Source organism: Bacillus sp. FSL W7-1582 (assembly GCF_038593325.1).
Lineage (GTDB): Bacteria > Bacillota > Bacilli > Bacillales > Bacillaceae > Bacillus > Bacillus altitudinis.
Window position 1 is genome coordinate 1,704,155 of sequence record NZ_CP151987.1, and the last position, 19,611, is coordinate 1,723,765.

Genomic DNA, 19,611 nt, shown 5'->3' on the forward strand with positions numbered 1-19,611 from the left:
CATTATCCCTCCTCTAAAATGTGTAAAATCCGATGAAGTAAAAGGGTTTTTTCCTCTCGATTCAATGGTTCAAGCTGAAACATTTCTGAAAACCATATGCCATCACAGGCAAGACGGATCAATTGGCTAAGTGCAGGGTCATTGATTTCCTCGGCTGCTTTTTCTTTAAATTCCGCATAAAAATGACGCCAAGGATTTAATAACGCTTCATCAAATGACATGGTTGCCAGCATACTTGTACATAGCTGTGTGGTGTTTTGCCTATCAAGATCATTTAATGTGGCCAATATATAGGCACGTACATAAGGCGCCTTTTCGTTTTTGTATGTTTCCTGATACGTGTCAAGCTGCTGACGAAAAGAGGCAACCGCATGCTCATTCATTTGCTGGATCAGGTCTTCCTTGCTCGAAAAATGATACAGTAGCCCGGCTTTGGTCATATTTGCATGTTCTGCCACCTGCTGAAGGGTGAGCTGACTCAATCCTTCTTTTAGAATGGTGTGAGCTGCTGCCTCAAAAATTTGTTCTTTTTTCGTTTTAGACATAAAAAAAACACCTACTTTACTGAACGGTCGGTAAAGTAAATGTTAACCTATGAAAAACAAATGTGTCAATCGATTCATTTTATAAGAGGATGTTTTCACTGAATCGTCATATTTAATAATAAGGGTATGGTCCATATGGCGGGTATGGCGGTGGATAAGGATAACCATAGCCATATCCTGGAGCAAGAAGCGACCCAGCTAAAAGCCCTCCAGCAAAACCACCTAAAAATGGCGGTCCAAAAAATCCAGGTCTTCCATAGCCAAAACCAGGGCGCCCAAAACCAAACCCAGGTCTTCCAAAACCAAATCCAGGGCGTCCAAATCCAAAAGGTCTTCTCATCTCATCTTGAACAAACGGTGCGTCAAAATAATTCATAAAAAAAGACTCCTTTCACATAAAATCACTGTAACTGACATCAGTGTATTCGAGTGGCCCACTTGTGTTTGGGTGAATGCCTAAAATAAGGAGGAATGTAAAAAATGGGCCTGTATCCGTCTGATTGGGCTAAATGTCCACCTCATGCACATGCTTATAAAGCGCGAACGGATGTAACCGAAGAACATTATCATTTAATAGAAGGTATTTCTCAGCCTGTGAATGGAAGCAGTACCGATAGACATACTCATTATTATCGGGGGATCACGTCATTTGAAAGAGGGCATTTTCATAGATATTATGGCGTCACTGGACCTGCTATCCCAAGAGTGGACGGGACGCACTACCATGAAATTGAGGAAGTCACGTTTTCTGCCTATACCGATTCTGTCCCGATTCCATACGGGGGAGTCGTTTACAGTCCAGATGAAGAAAGGCCAACGCATAAGCACCGTTTAAAAGGAAAGACATATGAAGTGGTCGGGAATGAACCACTTGGCTGGTGACGAGGAGTATATAGGAGAGAAAGAGAAGTTATGCTATACTGTAGGCAGTTTGTAAAAGAGAGTGATGTTATGAAAAAACAACCAGTGATTGTATTAGTAGGTCCGACGGCTGTCGGAAAAACAAAGCTGAGCATTGATATAGCGAAAGCATTTAATGGAGAAATTATCAGCGGGGATTCCATGCAGATCTATAAAGGGATGGATATTGGCACAGCGAAAATCACCCCTGAAGAAATGAATGGCGTTCCGCACCATTTAATCGATATTAAACAACCGGATGAATCGTTTTCTACAGCTGAATTTCAGCAGCTTGTCCGCTTAAAAATCAAAGAGATTGCTGCGAGAGGAAAAACGCCCATGATTGTTGGTGGAACTGGGCTATATATTCAGTCTGTTTTATATGATTACACGTTTACTGATGAGAAAAGTGATCCTGCTTTTAGAGAAGAGATGACGCTGTTTAAGCAGCAGCATGGACCGATCAAGCTGTATGAAAAGCTAAAAGAAGCCGATCCTGACGCTGCAAAAGCGATTCATCCGAATAACGTCCGCCGCGTGATCAGGGCGCTTGAAATCATCCATACAACAGGTCAGAAAATGTCTGATATGCAAAACGGGCATCAAGAAGTTCCTCTGTATGACACTGCCTTCATTGGGCTGAAAATGGACCGAGAGCTTTTGTACGAGCGCATTCATCAAAGAATTGATATGATGTTAGATGAAGGCTTAATTGAAGAAGTGAGCGCACTTTATCAATCTGGTTTGAAAGATTGTCAGTCTGTTCAAGCGATTGGTTATAAAGAGTTGTATGCCTATTTTCAAGGCAACTGCTCACTTGATGAAGCCATCCAGCAATTAAAACAAAATTCCCGCAGATATGCGAAGCGTCAGTTTACGTGGTTCCGTAATAAAATGGATGTCACCTGGTTTGATATGACACCACCTTGCCACTTTTCGGACAAAAAAGAGGAAATTTTCGCATATATAGCAGGAAAGCTTGGACTTAAAGCGAAACTGTAGTTATCAGAATCAAGGAGGACGAAACATGAAACCGATTAATATTCAGGACCAATTTTTGAATCAGATCCGCAAAGACAATACATTTGTCACAGTATTTTTACTGAATGGCTTTCAGCTTCGCGGTCAAGTAAAGGGATTTGACAATTTCACGGTGCTGCTTGAGACAGAAGGGAAGCAGCAGCTTATTTATAAACATGCGATTTCAACATTTGCACCTCAAAAAAATGTAAATCTTGAATTAGAATAAACACCCGTTTTCACCAATAGCCCCATGCAGCTGCGAATAAACCGGCCGAAACCCGCTACGTTTTTTGTCAGTGCAGAGGGGCTATTTTGCATGCCATGAAACTTTTCTGTCCAAGTTGCGTATAAATCCTTATTGGACATTTAAAAGGTGAGGGGATTTATATGGAAAATGCAGAGCTTGAATTGAGAAGGATTCGAGTGATCCTTCTTTTGATTGGAATCGTTGTCTTATTTGGATCATGCGCCATCTCGAACATCGAAACGAGACAAGAAAGTTGGCATAACCATTCTGGTGAGCATGATGGGAGCCATGTTGATGGTCTTTTACCATCATCTGTTGCACTAAAAAATAATCACATTGCTGTTGTAAAAGATGATGAAGTACATGTATACCGGTTTGATGAAAAAGAAGGAGAGCTGACGCTCATTACGACAAAGTACATAGATGAATGGGATGGAGATGATGGTGATAGTGAAGACTTTGATGAAGAGTAAGCACGTAAATTTACAAATGAATGTGAAGTCGCTACACTATAAACATGCATCAGACATCTAGACAGAAAAGGATGAGTTCATGACACACAAAATTAAAATTAATCATTGGGAACAAACTTGTGAAGATGACTCCTGTTTCGAATATGGAACAAGCGTTTCTGTAAACGGGAAAGAGTTAGTAAGAGAAGCCTCGATCGTCTCTGCGCTTGAAGCGGTGCTGAAAGAATTAGGTGTTGAAGTGGAAATAACAGAAGTGTCAGAAGATTTACAGTGCGATGCCTACAAAAAATAAAACAAAAAGTCTAGTCTACTAAGCGATTTTTTTTCGTGTTATGATAGATTTCGGTTTCAGTTGAATAGGGAGTAGGGCAGTCTATTTTTAGAACCTGCTCTGCTCTATTTATTTGAACGTACGAGTTCGGCTATGAATGTTCGGCCGGGTTGGTTGATTTTTTTCGTTTCGAGCATCTATATGTTGTGTTTTGAAAAAACATAGTATACTATATATAGTGAATAGCGGAATGATCAACAATACTAAAAACTAGGTCGTGATGGAATTGATTCAAATCGTATTTGATTCAAAAACAGGAAATGTTCAACGCTTTTTGGACAAGACCCCTTTTACAGACAAACGAAAATTGACTGGAGAAGAGTTTTTGGATACGCCGTTTATTCTCGTCACCTTTACGACAGGATTTGGACAAGTCCCTGGTACCACTCAGTCATTTTTAGAGAAAAATGCGCACCTTTTACTAGGTGTAGCGGTGAGTGGGAACAAAGTGTGGGGAGATAACTTTGCCAAAAGCGCCGATACGATTTCTAAACAATATCAAGTTCCTATTTTGCACACCTTTGAACTAAGCGGAACAAAAAGGGATGTTGAATTGTTTACACAGGAGGTAGAAAGAATTGTCACAAAATCAGGTTCCAAAGTGGATACAATTAAATAACGAGATTATGATTCAAAAAGAAGGAAAGTTTCAGTTCGACAAGGACAAAGAAGCTGTACATAGTTATTTCGTAGATTATATTAATCAAAACACGGTCTTCTTTCATAATCTAGAAGAGAAGATTGATTACTTAATAGAAAACGACTACTATGAGGAAGAATTTTTAAGACAATATAGCATGTCAGATATTAAAGAAGTATTTGAAGCTGCATATGCCAAGAAATTTAGATTCCCATCATTTATGAGTGCGTTTAAGTTTTACAATGACTATGCACTGAAAACAAATGACAAAAAGAAAATCCTTGAACGCTATGAAGACCGCATTTCAGTTGTGGCTCTTTTCTTTGCGGGCGGAGACAAAAAGAAAGCACTTGAGTTTGTGGAACTGATGATCAACCAAGAGTATCAGCCAAGTACACCAACATTCTTAAACGCAGGCCGTAAAAGACGTGGTGAGCTGGTGAGCTGCTTCTTGCTTGAAGTGAATGACTCATTAAACGATATCTCAAGAGCCATTGATATTTCCATGCAGCTGTCTAAATTAGGCGGCGGCGTTAGCTTGAACCTTTCAAAGCTTCGTGCGAAAGGTGAAGCGATCAAAGATGTTGAAAATGCGACCAAAGGTGTCGTAGGCGTCATGAAACTTCTTGATAATGCATTCCGATATGCAGATCAAATGGGACAAAGACAAGGTTCAGGCAGTGCCTACCTGAATATTTTCCACAGAGATATTAATGATTTCTTAGATACGAAAAAAATCTCTGCGGATGAAGATGTTCGTGTGAAAACACTTTCGATCGGTGTCGTCATCCCAGATAAATTTATCGAGCTTGCTAGAGAAGATAAAACAGCTTATACATTCTATCCTCATACAGTTTATAAAACTTATGGACAGCATCTTGATGAGATGGATATGGAAGAAATGTATGACGAGCTTGTAGAAAACCCGAAAGTCAAAAAAGAAAAAGTCAATCCAAGAAAACTTCTTGAAAAATTAGCTGTTCTGCGCTCAGAATCAGGCTATCCATATATCATGTTCCAAGATAATGTGAATAGAGAGCACGCTCTGAACCATATTTCACGTGTGAAATTCTCAAACCTTTGCTCAGAAGTACTTCAAGCTTCAGAAGTCTCTTCTTACACGGACTATGATCAAGATGATGAGATCGGACTTGATATTTCTTGTAACCTTGGTTCTTTAAATATCATGAACGTGATGAAAAACAAATCCATTGAAAAAACAGTCAAGCTTGCAACGGACTCACTTACACTTGTGTCTGAAACAACAGATATCCGCAATGCACCAGCTGTTAGAAAAGCGAACAAAGCGATGAAGTCAATTGGACTTGGTGCGATGAACCTTCATGGGTATTTAGCTCAAAACCAAATCGCTTATGAAAGTGAAGAAGCAAGAGATTTCGCTAATACGTTCTTTATGATGGTGAACTATTACTCCATTAAGCGTTCAAGTGAGCTTGCAAAAGAAAAAGGGGAAACATTCCACCGTTATGAGGGCTCTGGTTATGCAACAGGTGAGTACTTCAATAAATACGTAGAAAATGATTTCACTCCAAAAACAGAAAAAGCAGCTGCGCTATTTGAAGGCATGCACATTCCAACAAAAGAAGATTGGGCAGCACTCAAAGATTTTGTAGCGGAAAATGGCATGTACCATAGCTATCGATTATGTATTGCGCCAACAGGTTCTATTTCGTATGTTCAATCGGCAACAGCTTCTGTAATGCCAATTATGGAACGTATCGAAGAAAGAACATACGGAAACAGCAAAACGTATTATCCAATGCCTGGACTTTCAGCACAAAATTGGTTCTTCTATAAAGAAGCATACGATATGGACATGTTTAAAGTAGTCGATATGATCGCAACCATTCAGCAGCACGTCGATCAAGGAATCAGCTTTACATTATTCCTAAAAGATACGATGACAACGCGTGACTTAAACCGCATCGATCTTTATGCACACCATAAAGGCATTAAGACACTTTATTATGCAAGAACGAAGGATACAGGGCAGGAAGGCTGTCTTTCTTGTGTTGTTTGATTAAAGGAGAGTTTAACGTGACAAAAATTTATGATGCAGCCAACTGGTCAAAACACGAAGATGATTTTACACAAATGTTTTACAACCAAAACGTCAAGCAATTCTGGCTTCCAGAAGAGATTTCCTTAAACGGGGATCTCTTAACATGGAAATATTTAGGCGAAGAAGAGCGAGATACGTACATGAAGGTACTGGCTGGACTGACGTTACTTGATACAGAACAAGGAAATACAGGAATGCCGATAGTGGCTGAACATGTGGACGGTCATCAGCGTAAAGCCGTGTTAAACTTTATGGCCATGATGGAAAATGCCGTGCATGCAAAATCATACTCAAATATCTTTATGACACTTGCACCGACTGAAACGATTAGTGAAGTATTTGAATGGGTCAAGAAAAATAAATTCTTGCAAAAGAAAGCAGATATGATTGTAGGTCTGTACCGTTCCATTCAAAAGGATGACCCGATTTCCTTATTTAAAGCAATGGTTGCTTCAGTGTATTTAGAAAGCTTCCTATTCTATAGCGGCTTTTACTACCCGCTATATTTCTACGGTCAAGGAAAGCTCATGCAAAGTGGTGAAATCATTAACTTGATTTTGCGCGATGAAGCGATTCACGGTGTGTATGTTGGATTGTTAGCACAAGAAATTTACAACAAACAAACACCTGACGTGCAAAAAGAGCTTTATGATTTCTCTATCGATCTGCTTAATGAGCTTTATGAAAATGAACTTCATTACACTGAGGATATTTATGACCAAGTCAATTTATCGCATGATGTGAAAAAGTTCATTCGTTACAATGCCAATAAAGCGTTAATGAACCTTGGATTTGCCCCTTACTTTGAAGAAGAAGAGATCAACCCAATTGTATTGAACGGACTCAATACAAAAACAAAGTCACATGACTTCTTCTCAATGAAAGGGAACGGCTACAAAAAGGCAACAGTTGAGCCGTTAAAAGATGACGATTTCTTCTTTGGAGATGAATCATAAGGAAAGCGTAAAAGTCAAAACGCATCACTCGTTTTGGCTTTTTGCCATTTCTAACAATGTGTTACATACTGGAGGTTACCGAACATGGGAAAAATGGACGAAATGATTTTAGTTGCACCGCGCGCACGCGTGTTCCAAAACGAAACACTTGCGTTTAATGGTGTGAATAGTGAAGAGAAAACAATCAGCACCATTATGAAAGAAATCGAAGAGCACTTCGAGCAAATGCGAAGAGGCGATGCAGAAGAAAATCCTGACTTTAAGCAGCCAATTCCATATGTTGTCATTAAGCGTGAGGACGAAGTATATGTATATGAAAGACTTCAAGGCGGGGGAGAGACTCGCTTACATCATAAGTTATCTCTTGGCTTTGGCGGTCATATGAATTTCATTGAAGGGAAAAAATTTGCTGAGATTCTAAAAGAAAATACCGATCGTGAACTGGACGAGGAACTTTCGATTCAAGAAGAAGACAAACTTGAGATGAAAACCCTTGGACTTATTAATGATGATGACAACAGTGTCGGCCGTGTGCACATCGGACTGTTATCAGCCCTTGAATTATCACCGGGTGCTCATGTAGAAGTAAAAGAAACAGATCAAATCTCAGGCGAATGGATGAAAGTAACAGATTTGAAAAAGCCTGAGTACTTCGATCGTCTTGAAACATGGTCTCAATTTGTCGTGAACATTTTAGCATAATTGGATAGACAACAAACCGGCTCTAAAGATGACTTGAGCCGGTTTGTTTTTTAGATTATTGAAAAACGAATGCGTCGTGACCGGCCTGCTTTAATCGAGCGACGAGGTCATCTGCATTTTGCTTTGAACGGAAAGCGCCAGCTTGGACTCGGTACATGCCGCTATCCAGTACGACCAGCGCTTCAAATCCTTTGGATCTGAGTGTAGCTGCTAGTTCATCCGCATTGGCTTTGACCTTGAAAGCCCCTGCTTGCACTTTATATAGGTTACTTGCTTTTTTTTTCAATTGAAGGGCTTTTTCTAATCCAGTGGCATGAGCACGAGCGATCCCTTGAAGGAAAGTAGCGTTACGGAGCTTATTTGCATCAGCTACCGTATCGATGAAACCGTTTTCAGTTAAAATGGCAGACATAGAAGTTTCCCGCAGAACGTGGAAGTTCGCCGTTTTCTTGCCGCGGTCGGCAAAATCAACGGAGCGGACAATCTCATCATGAAGGGCATTGCGATACGTGGTGGTTGGTGCTGAAACGCCAGGGTACACATAACTTTCAAAACCTGTGCCTCCGCCAGCATTAATATGAATAGACACGAAATAGTCAGCTCCCCAGCTGTTTGCCGCATTCGTACGCTGGGATAACGTGACGGATTGGTCAATTGAACGACTTAAGCGGACGGAAACCCCATCATATTCACTAATCAACATATCCCTCAGAAAAAGCGCAATTTGCAGTGTGATATTTTTCTCCAAAAGTCCATTAGCAGCAGCTCCAGAATCTGTTCCTCCGTGGCCAGGATCAATAAAAATTTTCACCATCTATTCATCACCTCGTCTTTATTTTATGAGGAAATAGAAAAATTGCCTGTACAAAATGCGGAAATCATCGAGACTCTTTTTTGCACAATTTGTGATGAAAAAGCGCCATTTTTCTAAGAAAAAACAAATTGTTGGTTTGTCCGCCCGAAATGGATGAATACAATGGAAATAGCACATCATTTCCTGGGAAACCGCACAATCCCCTACAATAACCGGTATCTCGGGTCATTTTGACAGTAAACCGATGCTAGTGCGGGCGATTGTCACGATTACAGCTCCACCCGAATAGATTAAAGAGAGAAGAGCGAGAGGTGAATACGTTGGAGCGAGCTGTCACATATAAAAATAACGGCCAAATCAACATTATACTTAATGGACAGAAGCAAGTATTGGTTGATGCAGATTCAGAGGCAGAATACTTAGAGGCCTTGCAAAAAAATGAGGCCAAACACAGCATCTTACGAGAAATAGAACGAGAAATGAACAGCCTTGTCGGGATGGATGAAATGAAACGAAACATAAAAGAAATTTATGCTTGGATTTTTGTCAATCAAAAAAGACAAGAACAAGGATTAAAGGTAGGAAAACAAGCGCTTCATATGATGTTTAAAGGAAATCCTGGCACAGGGAAAACAACGGTTGCACGGCTTGTCGGGAAGCTTTTCTTTGAAATGAATGTTCTTTCAAAGGGGCACTTAATTGAAGCGGAACGAGGAGATCTGGTTGGAGAGTACATTGGACATACAGCTCAAAAAACAAGAGATTTGATTAAAAAATCACTAGGCGGCATTTTGTTCATCGATGAAGCCTATTCTCTTGCCCGCGGAGGAGAGAAAGATTTTGGGAAAGAAGCCATTGATACCCTTGTAAAACATATGGAGGATAAGCAGCATGAATTCATCCTCATCTTAGCTGGATACTCCAAGGAAATGGATCATTTTCTTTCTCTAAATCCTGGTCTACAATCGAGATTTCCGATCAATATCAACTTCCCTGATTATACGGTCGATCAGCTGATGGATATTGCAAAACGAATGATGGCCGATCGGGAATATGTCTTTACCCAAGAGGCAGAATGGAAACTGCGAGACTATTTAATGCACATCAAGAGCACCACGAGTCCTGCCAAATTCAGCAACGGCCGTTTTGTGCGAAACACCATTGAAAAAGCGATTCGAACTCAGGCTATGAGGCTGCTTCTTGTGGATCATTATGATAAAAAAGACTTACTTACGATTAAAAGCCATGATCTGCAAATGAAAGAGGATACGCCTTCTTGAAATGGCGTATCCTTTTTGTAAAGAGACAAGAAATTAAACCTTCCGAATGGTGGTATACGTGTGGTGTGTTTGGTATGATGGTACTACTGAAACTTAAGTACAGAAAGGAAACAACTGACGTTGAATGAACATGAAATGATCGAAAAAGCGATCCTTGTCGGCTGTCAACTGCCGCATATAACGGATGAACGCTTTCAATATTCTATGGAAGAATTAGCTTCCTTAACCAAAACAGCTGGCGGTGAAGCTGTCAGCATCATGACGCAAAAAAGAAATAGACAAGACAGCGCGACTTACATCGGGAAAGGGAAAGTGGAAGAGCTTGAAGTGCTTTGCGAAGAGTTAGACTGTGACGTTATTATTTTTAACGACGAGCTTTCGCCTAGCCAGTTAAAAGCTTTGGCGACTGCCTTAGATGTGAAAATCATTGACCGTACGCAATTGATTCTAGACATCTTTGCCAAAAGAGCCCGTACAAGAGAGGGGAAGCTGCAAATAGAGCTTGCCCAGCTTCAGTATGCCTTGCCGAGGCTAAGTGGACAAGGGATCAGCCTTTCAAGACAAGGCGGCGGAATTGGCGCAAGAGGTCCAGGTGAAACAAAACTTGAAACAGACAGACGTCATATTCGAAACCGCATACACGAAATTCACGGACAACTGTCTGCAGTCAAAGAACACCGCACGAGATACCGGGAACGACGGAAAAAAAATGGCGTATTCCAAATCGCTATTGTCGGGTACACAAATGCCGGGAAATCAACATTGTTTAACCAGTTAACAGAAGCGGATAGCCATGAAGAAGATTTGCTGTTTGCTACACTTGACCCAATGACGCGTAAAATGACACTTGAATCTGGCTACAGTGTACTGATTTCCGATACAGTTGGTTTTATTCAAGACCTTCCAACCACACTGATTGCAGCATTTCGTTCCACTCTTGAAGAAGTAAAAGAAGCAGACTATTTGCTTCATGTGATCGATTCTTCGAATGAGGATTATGAAGGGCATGAACGAACGGTTCATAAGCTTTTAGAAGAATTAGAAGCTGATCGTATTCCGATGCTGACAGTCTATAACAAAAAAGACCAAATCAGGCCGGATTTTATCCCTTCCTCAAAGCAGCGCCACATTTTAATCAGTGCTAGGCGCGAGGAAGATGTGAAGCGGTTAAAAGCGGATATCATGGCTGAACTGAAAAAAGATTTTTTAAAGCCATATCATGTAAGAATTCCGGCATATGAAGGAAAACTCATATCTGCCTTAAAGTCAGAAACCTTGGTGGAATCACTGGAATTCCAAAAGGAAGCAGAGCTTTATGACATCACTGGATTTAGTGGTGAGGAGCAAACCATATTAGGACAAATCAAGAAGTATATGTTGTAGGAAAGGAATTAAATCACGATGTTTCACACTTTAAAACATGGCACCATTTTAGAAAAAATAGCAGCAGAAGCAGAACAAGACATTTCACAAATACATCAGCAAATTGATCGAAAGAGTGAACAAAATGAGTGGCGGGTTCTTGAAAGCTACCGGAAACATAAAGTCAGTGACTCTCATTTTAACCCGACAACTGGTTATGGCTACGATGATATGGGAAGAGACACGTTAGAAAAGATCTATGCGGATGTATTTGGAGGGGAAAGCGGTCTTGTACGCCCGCAGATCATTTCTGGAACACATGCCATTTCCATCGCCTTATTCGGTGTGCTAAGACCTGGTGATGAATTGATCTACATGACGGGGAAACCTTACGATACCCTAGAAGAGATTGTCGGGATTCGCGGCAAAGAAGGGACAGGCTCATTAAAAGATTTTCAGATCGATTACAAAGCCATTGATTTGCGTCAAGATGGATCTGTCGATTTCGACAAAGTCAAAGAATCTATTTCCCCAAAAACAAAAGTCATCGGGATTCAGCGTTCTAAAGGCTATGCGTCAAGACCATCCTTTACAATAGAAGAAATTGAACAAATGATTTCATTTGTGAAAGACATCAATGAGGACATCATTGTGTTTGTTGACAACTGTTATGGTGAATTTACTGAATTACAAGAGCCGTGTCATGTGGGTGCAGACCTTATGGCAGGTTCTCTCATTAAAAACCCAGGCGGCGGCCTTGCCAAAACTGGCGGCTACATCGTCGGAAAAGAAAAATGGGTAGAAGCTTGCTCTTATCGAATGACATCTCCAGGCATCGGCAGTGAAGCGGGTGCATCGCTGTATGCGCTTCAGGAAATGTATCAAGGATTTTTCTTAGCACCGCATGTTGTTGCACAAAGTTTAAAAGGCGCCGTGTTTACAGCGCGTTTTCTTGAAAAACTCGGGTTCCAAACAAACCCGGCGTGGAATGCGAAAAGAACCGACTTGATTCAATCTGTAGAATTTGGAGACCCTAAAAAAATGATTGCATTTTGTCAGGCGATTCAATATGCATCACCGATTAACAGTCATGTCACACCGCATGCAAGCTATATGCCGGGATACGAGGACGATGTGATTATGGCAGCGGGCACATTTGTCCAAGGAGCCAGCATTGAATTATCAGCTGATGGTCCGATTAGACCGCCTTACACAGCCTATGTTCAGGGCGGTCTCACGTATGCCCATGTGAAAAATGCCATTTGCAGTGCTGTAGATGCCTTACTAGAGCAAGGTTTTATTGAAGTGCCTGCTCGATAAAAAAATCCATGTTAATATTCCTAACATTTCGTTGACACATAATATAACATGACATATAATAAATTTAAGCAAAGAGGAGGAGACAGTTGAGATGAGTGATAACATTCGCCGCTCAATGCCTTTATTCCCAATTGGGATTGTCATGCAGCTAACAGAATTATCTGCAAGACAAATTCGCTATTATGAGGAAAATGGTTTAGTATTTCCAGCTAGAAGTGATGGGAATCGCCGATTGTTTTCTTTCCATGATGTTGATAAATTACTAGAAATCAAAAACCTCATCGAACAAGGTGTAAACATGGCAGGCATCAAAAAACTTTTTGCCAAAGCTGAGGCAGAAAATCCATCGTCTGAAACAAAGACAGAGGAGAAAACCACAGCGAAGCACAACTTGACAGATGATGAACTCAGGAAGCTACTGAAGAAGGAACTCATTCAGGCTGGACGTTTCCAACAAGGAACGACCTTTAGGCAGGGGGATATGTCAAGGTTCTTCCGTTAACCAATTAGCAAAAGCATTGCTATACACATTTTACCTTTTGTAGGGGAGGAGTTTTACGAAATGGCAAAGTACACAAGAGAAGATATCGTAAAATTAGTAAATGAGGAAAACGTAAAGTACATCCGTCTGCAATTTACAGACATTCTCGGAACAATTAAAAATGTTGAGATTCCTGTGAGCCAGTTAGAAAAAGCTCTCGATAACAAATGTATGTTTGATGGTTCATCTATTGAAGGGTTTGTACGTATCGAAGAATCAGATATGTACCTATATCCAGATCTAAACACGTTTGTTATTTTCCCTTGGACAGCAGAAAAAGGTAAAGTTGCACGCTTTATTTGTGACATTTATAAGCCAGACGGAACACCATTTGATGGAGACCCTCGTAACAACTTAAAGCGTATCTTGAAGGAAATGGAAGAACTAGGATTTAGTGATTTCAACCTTGGACCTGAGCCAGAATTCTTCTTATTTAAATTAGACGAAAAAGGCGAGCCAACGCTCGAACTAAACGATAAAGGTGGATACTTTGACCTTGCACCAACAGATCTAGGCGAAAACTGCCGCCGTGACATCGTGCTTGAGCTTGAAGAAATGGGCTTTGAAATTGAAGCGTCTCACCACGAAGTAGCACCTGGACAGCATGAAATTGACTTCAAATATGCAGGCGCTATCCGCTCTTGTGATGACATTCAAACGTTCAAACTCGTTGTTAAAACAATTGCGAGAAAGCACGGACTTCATGCGACATTCATGCCAAAACCATTGTTCGGTGTAAACGGATCTGGTATGCACTGTAACCTATCATTATTCAAAAATGGCAAAAACGCATTCTTTGATGAAAAAGCAGATTTACAATTAAGCGAGACAGCTAGACACTTTATCGCAGGTATCGTGAAGCACGCAACAAGCTTCACAGCGGTCACAAACCCGACGGTGAACTCTTACAAACGTCTTGTTCCTGGCTATGAAGCACCTTGCTACGTAGCATGGAGTGCACAAAACCGCAGCCCATTGATTCGTATTCCAGCATCACGCGGCATTAGCACACGTGTAGAAGTACGCAGTGTAGACCCATCTGCAAACCCATACCTTGCACTAAGTGTATTACTTGCAGCAGGTCTAGACGGAATCAAAAACAAACTAGACGCACCAGCGCCAATCGACAGAAACATCTATGTCATGGACAAAGAAGAGCGCCTTGAAAACGGCATCGCTGACTTACCTGCAACACTTGCAGAAGCACTTGAGCTGCTCAAGTCAAACGAAGTCATGATCAACGCACTAGGCGATCACTTATTCGAGCACTTCATCGAATCAAAAGAAATCGAATGGGATATGTTCCGCACCCAAGTACACCCATGGGAACGCGATCAGTATATGTCTCAGTATTAATAAAGAAATCCTCTTGGAGCCATTGGCTTCAGGGGGATTTTTGTTTTTATGAGTGTTTCTTATATTTTAAAATGAAGCAGGCACCACCCACCATTCACCCACAAAAAAGTGATAAAAAACCACTCCATTATCTTGGAGATATACTCTTCATAATTATTCATTGAATCTGTGTCTATTTTTTCTAGTATGAGGTCCAAGCCAACGAAGCTGTACCTATGCAGAAAGATGAGAAGCAGCTACTAATGATTAGATTGCCCTCAAAGTGTGCAAGACGATTCTGACGAGAATGATTAAAAAGAAGAGGAAGACGGGGCTGCCTAAGATGGCACGCAAACGATCAAAACGGTGGTTCCTACTTTATCGCTTAGAGGATGGACATCGTGTTCATCTATATGAACTGCTTAGTCGGATCAGGAAAAGGTGGAGGATTATCAGATGAAAAACAAATTCTTAGAAGGAGACTGGATTAAAGCATCTAAGAAAGGAAAAAGAGAACAACTTAATAAAGCAGGTTATGTACTTAAAGTAGCCGAGGATGATATTTTAGTAAGGTTCCTTAGTGGTAATACTTTGGTTGTTCCAAAGTCTTGGGCTGAAAATTTGGATGAGGCACTTATTGTTGTAATATCATCGGTTGGGAATTATGGGTTACAAGAAAAGAGTGATATACTCTACCCTGCTAAATTTGAAGGTGTTATCGCTGTAGGAGCATTAAATATGAACGGTGATATATGGAAAGGGACAACTGTAGGTAATGGCCTTAAATGTGTTACTTCCGGGGCATTATATAAAAAGTTATTCAAAAGATGGTTCTTTTTTATATAGTAGTGGTACTTCAATGGCGGCTGCCTACATGGCAGGTCTTGCTGCTCTCTTTTTTGAAGAATATTCTTCTTATAATAAATCCACAATCTCTAAAAAATCATGGGAAAAAATCAAAAATTCAGATAAAATAAATGGGTATTCAGTTATGGATACAGTTAAATTTTTTTGAGAAACTAGGGTTTATATGAAGAATAAGCTTATTTTAGTAGTACTGTCTTTTATTCTATGTTTTTCGCGGTGACTCCAGCATATTCTTAGAGCGTAACTTCACTGAATAGTGAACTTGTGGTTAGTGATCAATTGATTGAACAAGATACGAGGATACCAGTATAGATGTTTCAAACTTTAATAAAGAATTTGACTTTCTTTTGAATGATCCAGTATTTATTGAAATAGAAGAAACTTTAGCGTTACAGAGTCAGAATGCTGAATTGAAAGAAGACAGTGTAACTGGTCAGTGGATACCGGTGGTGGCTGCTGCTTTAAGATTATTAATTTCTCAAGTTGGAAAAAAGGGAATGCAAAAAGGATGGAAAGTAGCTAGACCATATGTGCAGAAAGCATTAAAGGCGCCTCAAAATCGTATTATTGATGGCCCTGGATCAGGAGGGTGCATTATACAGGTACGTAGCAAAAAAACCACTATTCAGACTAGATTATGCACCTATAAAACATGGAAGACCTGCTGTTCTGCATTATCATGTTCCACCAAATCTAGAAGATCATCATGTTATTTTCTAAAGGGGAGATCAACGTTGCTTAACTTAGACGATACAATGCATTTGCATGTAGGCTATTATGAAAATGATTTAGATTATGAAGGAGTGTTTTTAAAAAGTTTAGATTCAGGGAAATGGTTATTGTTTTTTTATCAAGAAAGCTATGGTATAAAACTTGAACAAAAATATGAAAAATATGATGATTTTGTTTTGTTGGTTGGAGAGTATAATATTGATGATGAAGATATTGAGGATAAAGGTGATGCATTGTTCGAACAATTTCTAAAAGAAAATGGTTTAATAAAAGCATAGCGTTTTTGTGTGATACGTTACAATAAATAAAATGATATAGAAGAAGATATCTTTATCTGTTTAAAGACTGTTATGTAGACTTTAAAACTTTTCTAGAAGTATATTGATTCTGAAGGCGATGCGTTTTGGGAATAATAGAACCAAAGTGTCCATGTTTATGGGCACTTTTTTTATTTTCATTGCCGAGAAAAAGCGAACATGAATATTTTGTCCAGAAAGAAGAACCTGCGGACGCTGATCATTGGGCGCTTTAAGTGCCACACAATGGGTGTCCACTTTTATGTTGTGTTTTTTGTATCTTTACTCCTATTTAATGACAGCCATCACGTTGGTAAAATTGACCTTGTTAATGGATAGAAGGGAGTGACTTCTTCTGGGGAAGATACTTGATGCTAAAGCACTAATCAGTGCCATGGACGCAAGGGCGAAACATTATCAGGAACTCCGCGAACAAATGATTGATTTAAAAAAGGCACTACAAGGCGTGGCAAACCTCGGTGATGATTTCACTGGAAAAGGTGCGGTTAACATTAAAAGCTTTTATAAAGAACTAGCGGGTAATGTAGACATGTTTATCAGCTTTATTGATAAGCAAAAAGCGTTCCATGAAGGTGTTTCTGGTACGCTTGATGATACGAGCTATGGCGGGGACACCTTCGTAGAAGAACACTTTTTAGACAACGCTGTACATATGGGCATCAAAAACGCCAAAAGCATTGTGAAGGATCAAAAAAATGCTCTTAAAACGATTTTTGAAGATATCGATGACCTCATTTCACTGGAGGTATTCGATAGCAAAACCAAGCCTTATTCCGCAGCGTAAGGAAGGTGGGAAGAGGGTAACACTTAAGCATTTCCTCCAATTATTGAAAGGGTCGAAGCACTTTTAAAAGCATGTCCGTTATCTTTGAGTACCCTGAAGATTAAAAAGTACGCAACTTCTGAATTGGAAGTTGCTCTATGTTATTTACTCCTAAAATAACTCAAGATGGCATTTATAATTAAGGTGATCACAGATGCAATCAGTAAAGATATACTGATTGCACCCAGTCCTAAACCTTCCCACTTTCCTACGAAAAAACTGATTAATAATAAGATCATACTGATGAAGATGAGAATTGATGGTATTCCATACTGTAAAGGTGCATTCTTTCTTTTAAAGATAACAGAAACAACAAGTATAACGATCGTAAGGATAACTGTTAGCAGCCAAAATGATGACATTTATTGACCTTCCTTCTTCTAAAAATATATGAAATTATTTTATTTCCTCATCCATTACTTTCTTATACTTTTCAAATTCAGCATCTTTCATTTCACCGTTCATTTGTAATAAAAAGTTTCCTTTTGAATAGGTGTGAGAGAAGAACATAGATCCAGCATTGCCTAACTCATCATAATAGGATTTCGCCTGCTGTAAATCAGTTTCATTTCCAAATTTAAAAATCCTTCCGCCAGCATTTTCACCTAAGGAAGGAACGAGAATTCTTTTTCCTTCTTCTCTTATATTTCCAAACTCTTTTTGTTTAAGATCAGATGGTTTTTCTGCTTCAAGGCCAGCACTTTTAAAAGCTTCAATAATATTGGCTGTCGTGAGCTGTTTTTCATTTGATGCTGCGCTACTGCAAGCTGTTAGCATCATTAAACAAATAAAAATGAATATAGATAATTTCTTCATATTGGATCCTCCTGATTTTTAGGTGCAAAGGAAATTTTACATGAAGTACCTTCTTTTTACTATCGTTTCGACAAAAATAGACAACGTGAATGACTAAGTAACTAAGGTTCTTCTTTTATTTTGCCTAAATTGTTAAATATACTCAGCAAGATGGTATACTTATGTGCATATTTTACTAGGAGGCATTCATCTTGAAATCATTTTGGGAAATAGACGAGGAAGGTTACTATACGTTAAAAAAGATCAACGAAGCAGAAATAGCTAAAGCTGAAAAGAAACTTGGTGTCACTTTGCCAGATACATATAAAAAGCTCATATTAGAGCAGAATGGTGGTAATACCATTCATAATGCTTTTCCAACCACTCACTCTAATTCATGGGCTGAGGATCATATTCAATTTAATCACCTGCTGGGAATTGCTGAAGATGAAGGAATTATGGATAGTGCCTATTTAATAAAAGAGTGGGAGCTGCCAGAAGGGCTTGTTTTGATTTTTGGGGATGGTCACACTTGGGTAACGATGGATTATCGAAAAACGAAAGAGAATCCTGCAATTCATTATTATGATGTTGAGATGGAAGAAGACTTTAAGTTAGCAGATTCCTTTGATGAATTCATTGAGGGGCTTTATACAGTTGAGTACAGTGTTGATGAGGAAGCAGCAGAGGGTGAATATGAACTTTCTGAAGTTCATTTAAGTAAAGAAGAACTTGAAGCCATATTTGAATTGGACGTCCTTGATGAAGAGAATCTTTATAAAATTCAATATTACCCGATGGTTGATTTGAACGAAATTGAATGGTTTTTTAAAAAGATGCAATATCACATTGAAAAAACAAAAGATGAAGATGATCTTTATGAAGTAGCTTCTACGGTTAACAACGCTCTCTTATTGAATCCAAATATGCCAATCAACGATAAAATTAATGAGATTTTACAGCAAATAGCTAAATTTCTAGAAAAAAATGATGAACCACTATTAGTGAATCTCGGAGAACATATTGCTATGAAAACAAGTTTCCTTTATTAAGCTTTGATCTGGCATAGGCTGTCCATACTGATGGAAGATCATTTTAGGAAAAAATGCAAAAGAGAGCATTCTGTCTAGAGTTGCTCTCTATATTACATCTGTTTTTATTAATCAGTAATTCAGTGCTTAAAAATCCAATAAATCAAGGTTGATGATCCACGAAGACATATAAAGACAATATAGTACACTTGTGGGAACGCGATCAGTATATGCCTCAATATCACTTCTAAGCAATTCTTCATGTTTTGAAGAGGAAACGCTTCTTCTATGTAATAAACTTACGCTAGAAAACATTTGTTACTTCTTGTGTTACAGTATACCTATGTTTAACTATTCACTGCCATGTCATTCCTATTTTAATGCGTTCTACACAAAACATACCTTTTATAAATAAACATTATTGTATTTTGCGGGATACCGAAAACTTTTAAAATAAGCACCTTGTCTTTACATATGTTGTAAATGTCATGTTA

The 19,611-nt window shown here is 39.3% G+C and carries 23 protein-coding genes and 1 pseudogene; 19 read left to right on the forward strand and 5 right to left on the reverse strand.

Annotated features, from left to right (window positions below):
* Positions 1-2: 2 nt before the first annotated feature.
* Both NSQ11_RS08660 and NSQ11_RS08665 read right to left on the reverse strand, forming a co-directional pair.
* Positions 3-545 (reverse strand): TetR/AcrR family transcriptional regulator, encoded by a 543-nt coding sequence (locus tag NSQ11_RS08660; RefSeq protein ID WP_008344015.1) that lies wholly within the window; start codon positions 543-545, stop codon positions 3-5.
* A 112-nt stretch (positions 546-657) separates the two neighbouring features.
* Entirely contained in the window at positions 658-921 is a 264-nt protein-coding gene (locus NSQ11_RS08665; protein ID WP_017359036.1) for a hypothetical protein, read from the reverse strand.
* Between the two features lie 104 nt (positions 922-1,025).
* On the opposite strand from NSQ11_RS08665, the gene NSQ11_RS08670 reads away from it, so the two are divergent.
* From NSQ11_RS08670 to NSQ11_RS08710, 9 genes are all read left to right on the forward strand, one after another.
* Positions 1,026-1,427 carry a YmaF family protein gene (locus tag NSQ11_RS08670; protein ID WP_007499437.1) on the forward strand — a complete coding sequence of 134 codons (402 nt, stop codon included), beginning with the start codon at positions 1,026-1,028 and terminating at the stop codon, positions 1,425-1,427.
* 69 nt (positions 1,428-1,496) lie between these two features.
* Entirely contained in the window at positions 1,497-2,447 is a 951-nt protein-coding gene (gene miaA, locus NSQ11_RS08675; protein WP_017359035.1) for a tRNA (adenosine(37)-N6)-dimethylallyltransferase MiaA, read from the forward strand.
* A gap of 25 nt (positions 2,448-2,472) precedes the next feature.
* Positions 2,473-2,694 (forward strand): RNA chaperone Hfq, encoded by a 222-nt coding sequence (hfq, locus tag NSQ11_RS08680; protein ID WP_003211269.1) that lies wholly within the window; start codon positions 2,473-2,475, stop codon positions 2,692-2,694.
* A 161-nt stretch (positions 2,695-2,855) separates the two neighbouring features.
* A complete protein-coding gene (locus NSQ11_RS08685; RefSeq protein ID WP_249476598.1) occupies positions 2,856-3,188 on the forward strand; it encodes a YmzC family protein in 333 nt (110 codons plus the stop codon).
* Between the two features lie 79 nt (positions 3,189-3,267).
* Positions 3,268-3,480, forward strand: a complete 213-nt coding sequence (locus NSQ11_RS08690; RefSeq protein ID WP_003212415.1) for a hypothetical protein — start codon at positions 3,268-3,270, stop codon at positions 3,478-3,480.
* A gap of 265 nt (positions 3,481-3,745) precedes the next feature.
* Positions 3,746-4,138 carry a class Ib ribonucleoside-diphosphate reductase assembly flavoprotein NrdI gene (gene nrdI / locus NSQ11_RS08695; RefSeq protein WP_017359034.1) on the forward strand — a complete coding sequence of 131 codons (393 nt, stop codon included), beginning with the start codon at positions 3,746-3,748 and terminating at the stop codon, positions 4,136-4,138.
* On the forward strand, positions 4,098-6,200 hold the full coding sequence (gene nrdE / locus NSQ11_RS08700; protein WP_019743850.1) for a class 1b ribonucleoside-diphosphate reductase subunit alpha: 2,103 nt from the start codon (positions 4,098-4,100) through the stop codon (positions 6,198-6,200). The genes nrdI and nrdE overlap by 41 nt, the downstream gene beginning before the upstream one ends.
* Before the next feature lie 17 nt (positions 6,201-6,217).
* Positions 6,218-7,198 carry a class 1b ribonucleoside-diphosphate reductase subunit beta gene (nrdF, locus tag NSQ11_RS08705; protein WP_008344010.1) on the forward strand — a complete coding sequence of 327 codons (981 nt, stop codon included), beginning with the start codon at positions 6,218-6,220 and terminating at the stop codon, positions 7,196-7,198.
* A gap of 84 nt (positions 7,199-7,282) precedes the next feature.
* Positions 7,283-7,900 carry a hypothetical protein gene (locus tag NSQ11_RS08710; protein WP_048002221.1) on the forward strand — a complete coding sequence of 206 codons (618 nt, stop codon included), beginning with the start codon at positions 7,283-7,285 and terminating at the stop codon, positions 7,898-7,900.
* Between the two features lie 55 nt (positions 7,901-7,955).
* Here NSQ11_RS08710 and NSQ11_RS08715 read toward each other — a convergent pair whose 3' ends face one another.
* A complete protein-coding gene (locus NSQ11_RS08715; protein WP_008344009.1) occupies positions 7,956-8,714 on the reverse strand; it encodes an N-acetylmuramoyl-L-alanine amidase in 759 nt (252 codons plus the stop codon).
* A 320-nt stretch (positions 8,715-9,034) separates the two neighbouring features.
* On the opposite strand from NSQ11_RS08715, the gene spoVK reads away from it, so the two are divergent.
* From spoVK to NSQ11_RS08760, 9 genes and pseudogenes are all read left to right on the forward strand, one after another.
* The gene (spoVK, locus tag NSQ11_RS08720) at positions 9,035-9,994 is read left to right on the forward strand and encodes a stage V sporulation protein K (RefSeq protein WP_008344008.1); all 960 of its coding nucleotides are present in this window, start codon (positions 9,035-9,037) and stop codon (positions 9,992-9,994) included.
* Between the two features lie 120 nt (positions 9,995-10,114).
* The gene (hflX, locus tag NSQ11_RS08725) at positions 10,115-11,377 is read left to right on the forward strand and encodes a GTPase HflX (RefSeq protein ID WP_017367291.1); all 1,263 of its coding nucleotides are present in this window, start codon (positions 10,115-10,117) and stop codon (positions 11,375-11,377) included.
* 18 nt (positions 11,378-11,395) lie between these two features.
* Positions 11,396-12,676, forward strand: coding sequence for an aminotransferase class I/II-fold pyridoxal phosphate-dependent enzyme (locus NSQ11_RS08730; protein WP_048002222.1), 1,281 nt, complete (start codon positions 11,396-11,398; stop codon positions 12,674-12,676).
* A gap of 91 nt (positions 12,677-12,767) precedes the next feature.
* Entirely contained in the window at positions 12,768-13,178 is a 411-nt protein-coding gene (locus tag NSQ11_RS08735) for a MerR family transcriptional regulator (RefSeq protein ID WP_007499423.1), read from the forward strand.
* 60 nt (positions 13,179-13,238) lie between these two features.
* Positions 13,239-14,573 carry a type I glutamate--ammonia ligase gene (gene glnA / locus NSQ11_RS08740; RefSeq protein WP_007499421.1) on the forward strand — a complete coding sequence of 445 codons (1,335 nt, stop codon included), beginning with the start codon at positions 13,239-13,241 and terminating at the stop codon, positions 14,571-14,573.
* A gap of 435 nt (positions 14,574-15,008) precedes the next feature.
* The gene (locus tag NSQ11_RS08745) at positions 15,009-15,398 is read left to right on the forward strand and encodes a S8 family serine peptidase (RefSeq protein WP_035700856.1); all 390 of its coding nucleotides are present in this window, start codon (positions 15,009-15,011) and stop codon (positions 15,396-15,398) included.
* Positions 15,399-15,411: 13 nt separating this feature from the next.
* Positions 15,412-15,567, forward strand: coding sequence for a hypothetical protein (locus tag NSQ11_RS08750; RefSeq protein ID WP_263490855.1), 156 nt, complete (start codon positions 15,412-15,414; stop codon positions 15,565-15,567).
* Positions 15,568-15,766: 199 nt separating this feature from the next.
* The gene (locus tag NSQ11_RS08755) at positions 15,767-16,429 is read left to right on the forward strand and encodes a DUF3986 family protein (RefSeq protein WP_224559748.1); all 663 of its coding nucleotides are present in this window, start codon (positions 15,767-15,769) and stop codon (positions 16,427-16,429) included.
* 373 nt (positions 16,430-16,802) lie between these two features.
* Positions 16,803-17,231 (forward strand): annotated as a pseudogene (locus tag NSQ11_RS08760) (T7SS effector LXG polymorphic toxin); the annotation flags it as partial.
* Positions 17,232-17,392: 161 nt separating this feature from the next.
* Here the strand turns inward: NSQ11_RS08760 and NSQ11_RS08765 are convergent.
* Together NSQ11_RS08765 and NSQ11_RS08770 are read right to left on the reverse strand one after the other, a co-directional pair.
* Positions 17,393-17,653 carry a YesK family protein gene (locus tag NSQ11_RS08765; RefSeq protein ID WP_035700867.1) on the reverse strand — a complete coding sequence of 87 codons (261 nt, stop codon included), beginning with the start codon at positions 17,651-17,653 and terminating at the stop codon, positions 17,393-17,395.
* A gap of 34 nt (positions 17,654-17,687) precedes the next feature.
* Positions 17,688-18,107, reverse strand: coding sequence for a hypothetical protein (locus tag NSQ11_RS08770; protein WP_024720408.1), 420 nt, complete (start codon positions 18,105-18,107; stop codon positions 17,688-17,690).
* Between the two features lie 191 nt (positions 18,108-18,298).
* Between NSQ11_RS08770 and NSQ11_RS08775 the strand changes: the two genes are divergently transcribed.
* The gene (locus NSQ11_RS08775) at positions 18,299-19,138 is read left to right on the forward strand and encodes an SMI1/KNR4 family protein (protein WP_035700871.1); all 840 of its coding nucleotides are present in this window, start codon (positions 18,299-18,301) and stop codon (positions 19,136-19,138) included.
* The last annotated feature ends 473 nt before the right edge of the window (positions 19,139-19,611 follow it).

Bases quoted from the DNA above. Each gene is read 5' to 3' on its own strand.
- hfq (WP_003211269.1), top strand. From the start codon at position 2,473: ATGAAACCGATTAATATTCAGGACCAATTTTTGAATCAGATCCGCAAA.
- NSQ11_RS08770 (WP_024720408.1), bottom strand. From the start codon at position 18,107: ATGAAGAAATTATCTATATTCATTTTTATTTGTTTAATGATGCTAACA.
- NSQ11_RS08670 (WP_007499437.1), top strand. From the start codon at position 1,026: ATGGGCCTGTATCCGTCTGATTGGGCTAAATGTCCACCTCATGCACAT.
- NSQ11_RS08660 (WP_008344015.1), bottom strand. From the start codon at position 545: ATGTCTAAAACGAAAAAAGAACAAATTTTTGAGGCAGCAGCTCACACC.
- NSQ11_RS08730 (WP_048002222.1), top strand. From the start codon at position 11,396: ATGTTTCACACTTTAAAACATGGCACCATTTTAGAAAAAATAGCAGCA.
- NSQ11_RS08690 (WP_003212415.1), top strand. From the start codon at position 3,268: ATGACACACAAAATTAAAATTAATCATTGGGAACAAACTTGTGAAGAT.
- NSQ11_RS08715 (WP_008344009.1), bottom strand. From the start codon at position 8,714: ATGGTGAAAATTTTTATTGATCCTGGCCACGGAGGAACAGATTCTGGA.
- miaA (WP_017359035.1), top strand. From the start codon at position 1,497: ATGAAAAAACAACCAGTGATTGTATTAGTAGGTCCGACGGCTGTCGGA.
- NSQ11_RS08710 (WP_048002221.1), top strand. From the start codon at position 7,283: ATGGGAAAAATGGACGAAATGATTTTAGTTGCACCGCGCGCACGCGTG.
- NSQ11_RS08750 (WP_263490855.1), top strand. From the start codon at position 15,412: ATGGCGGCTGCCTACATGGCAGGTCTTGCTGCTCTCTTTTTTGAAGAA.
- NSQ11_RS08765 (WP_035700867.1), bottom strand. From the start codon at position 17,653: ATGTCATCATTTTGGCTGCTAACAGTTATCCTTACGATCGTTATACTT.
- glnA (WP_007499421.1), top strand. From the start codon at position 13,239: ATGGCAAAGTACACAAGAGAAGATATCGTAAAATTAGTAAATGAGGAA.
- NSQ11_RS08665 (WP_017359036.1), bottom strand. From the start codon at position 921: ATGAATTATTTTGACGCACCGTTTGTTCAAGATGAGATGAGAAGACCT.
- NSQ11_RS08685 (WP_249476598.1), top strand. From the start codon at position 2,856: ATGGAAAATGCAGAGCTTGAATTGAGAAGGATTCGAGTGATCCTTCTT.
- NSQ11_RS08735 (WP_007499423.1), top strand. From the start codon at position 12,768: ATGAGTGATAACATTCGCCGCTCAATGCCTTTATTCCCAATTGGGATT.
- NSQ11_RS08745 (WP_035700856.1), top strand. From the start codon at position 15,009: ATGAAAAACAAATTCTTAGAAGGAGACTGGATTAAAGCATCTAAGAAA.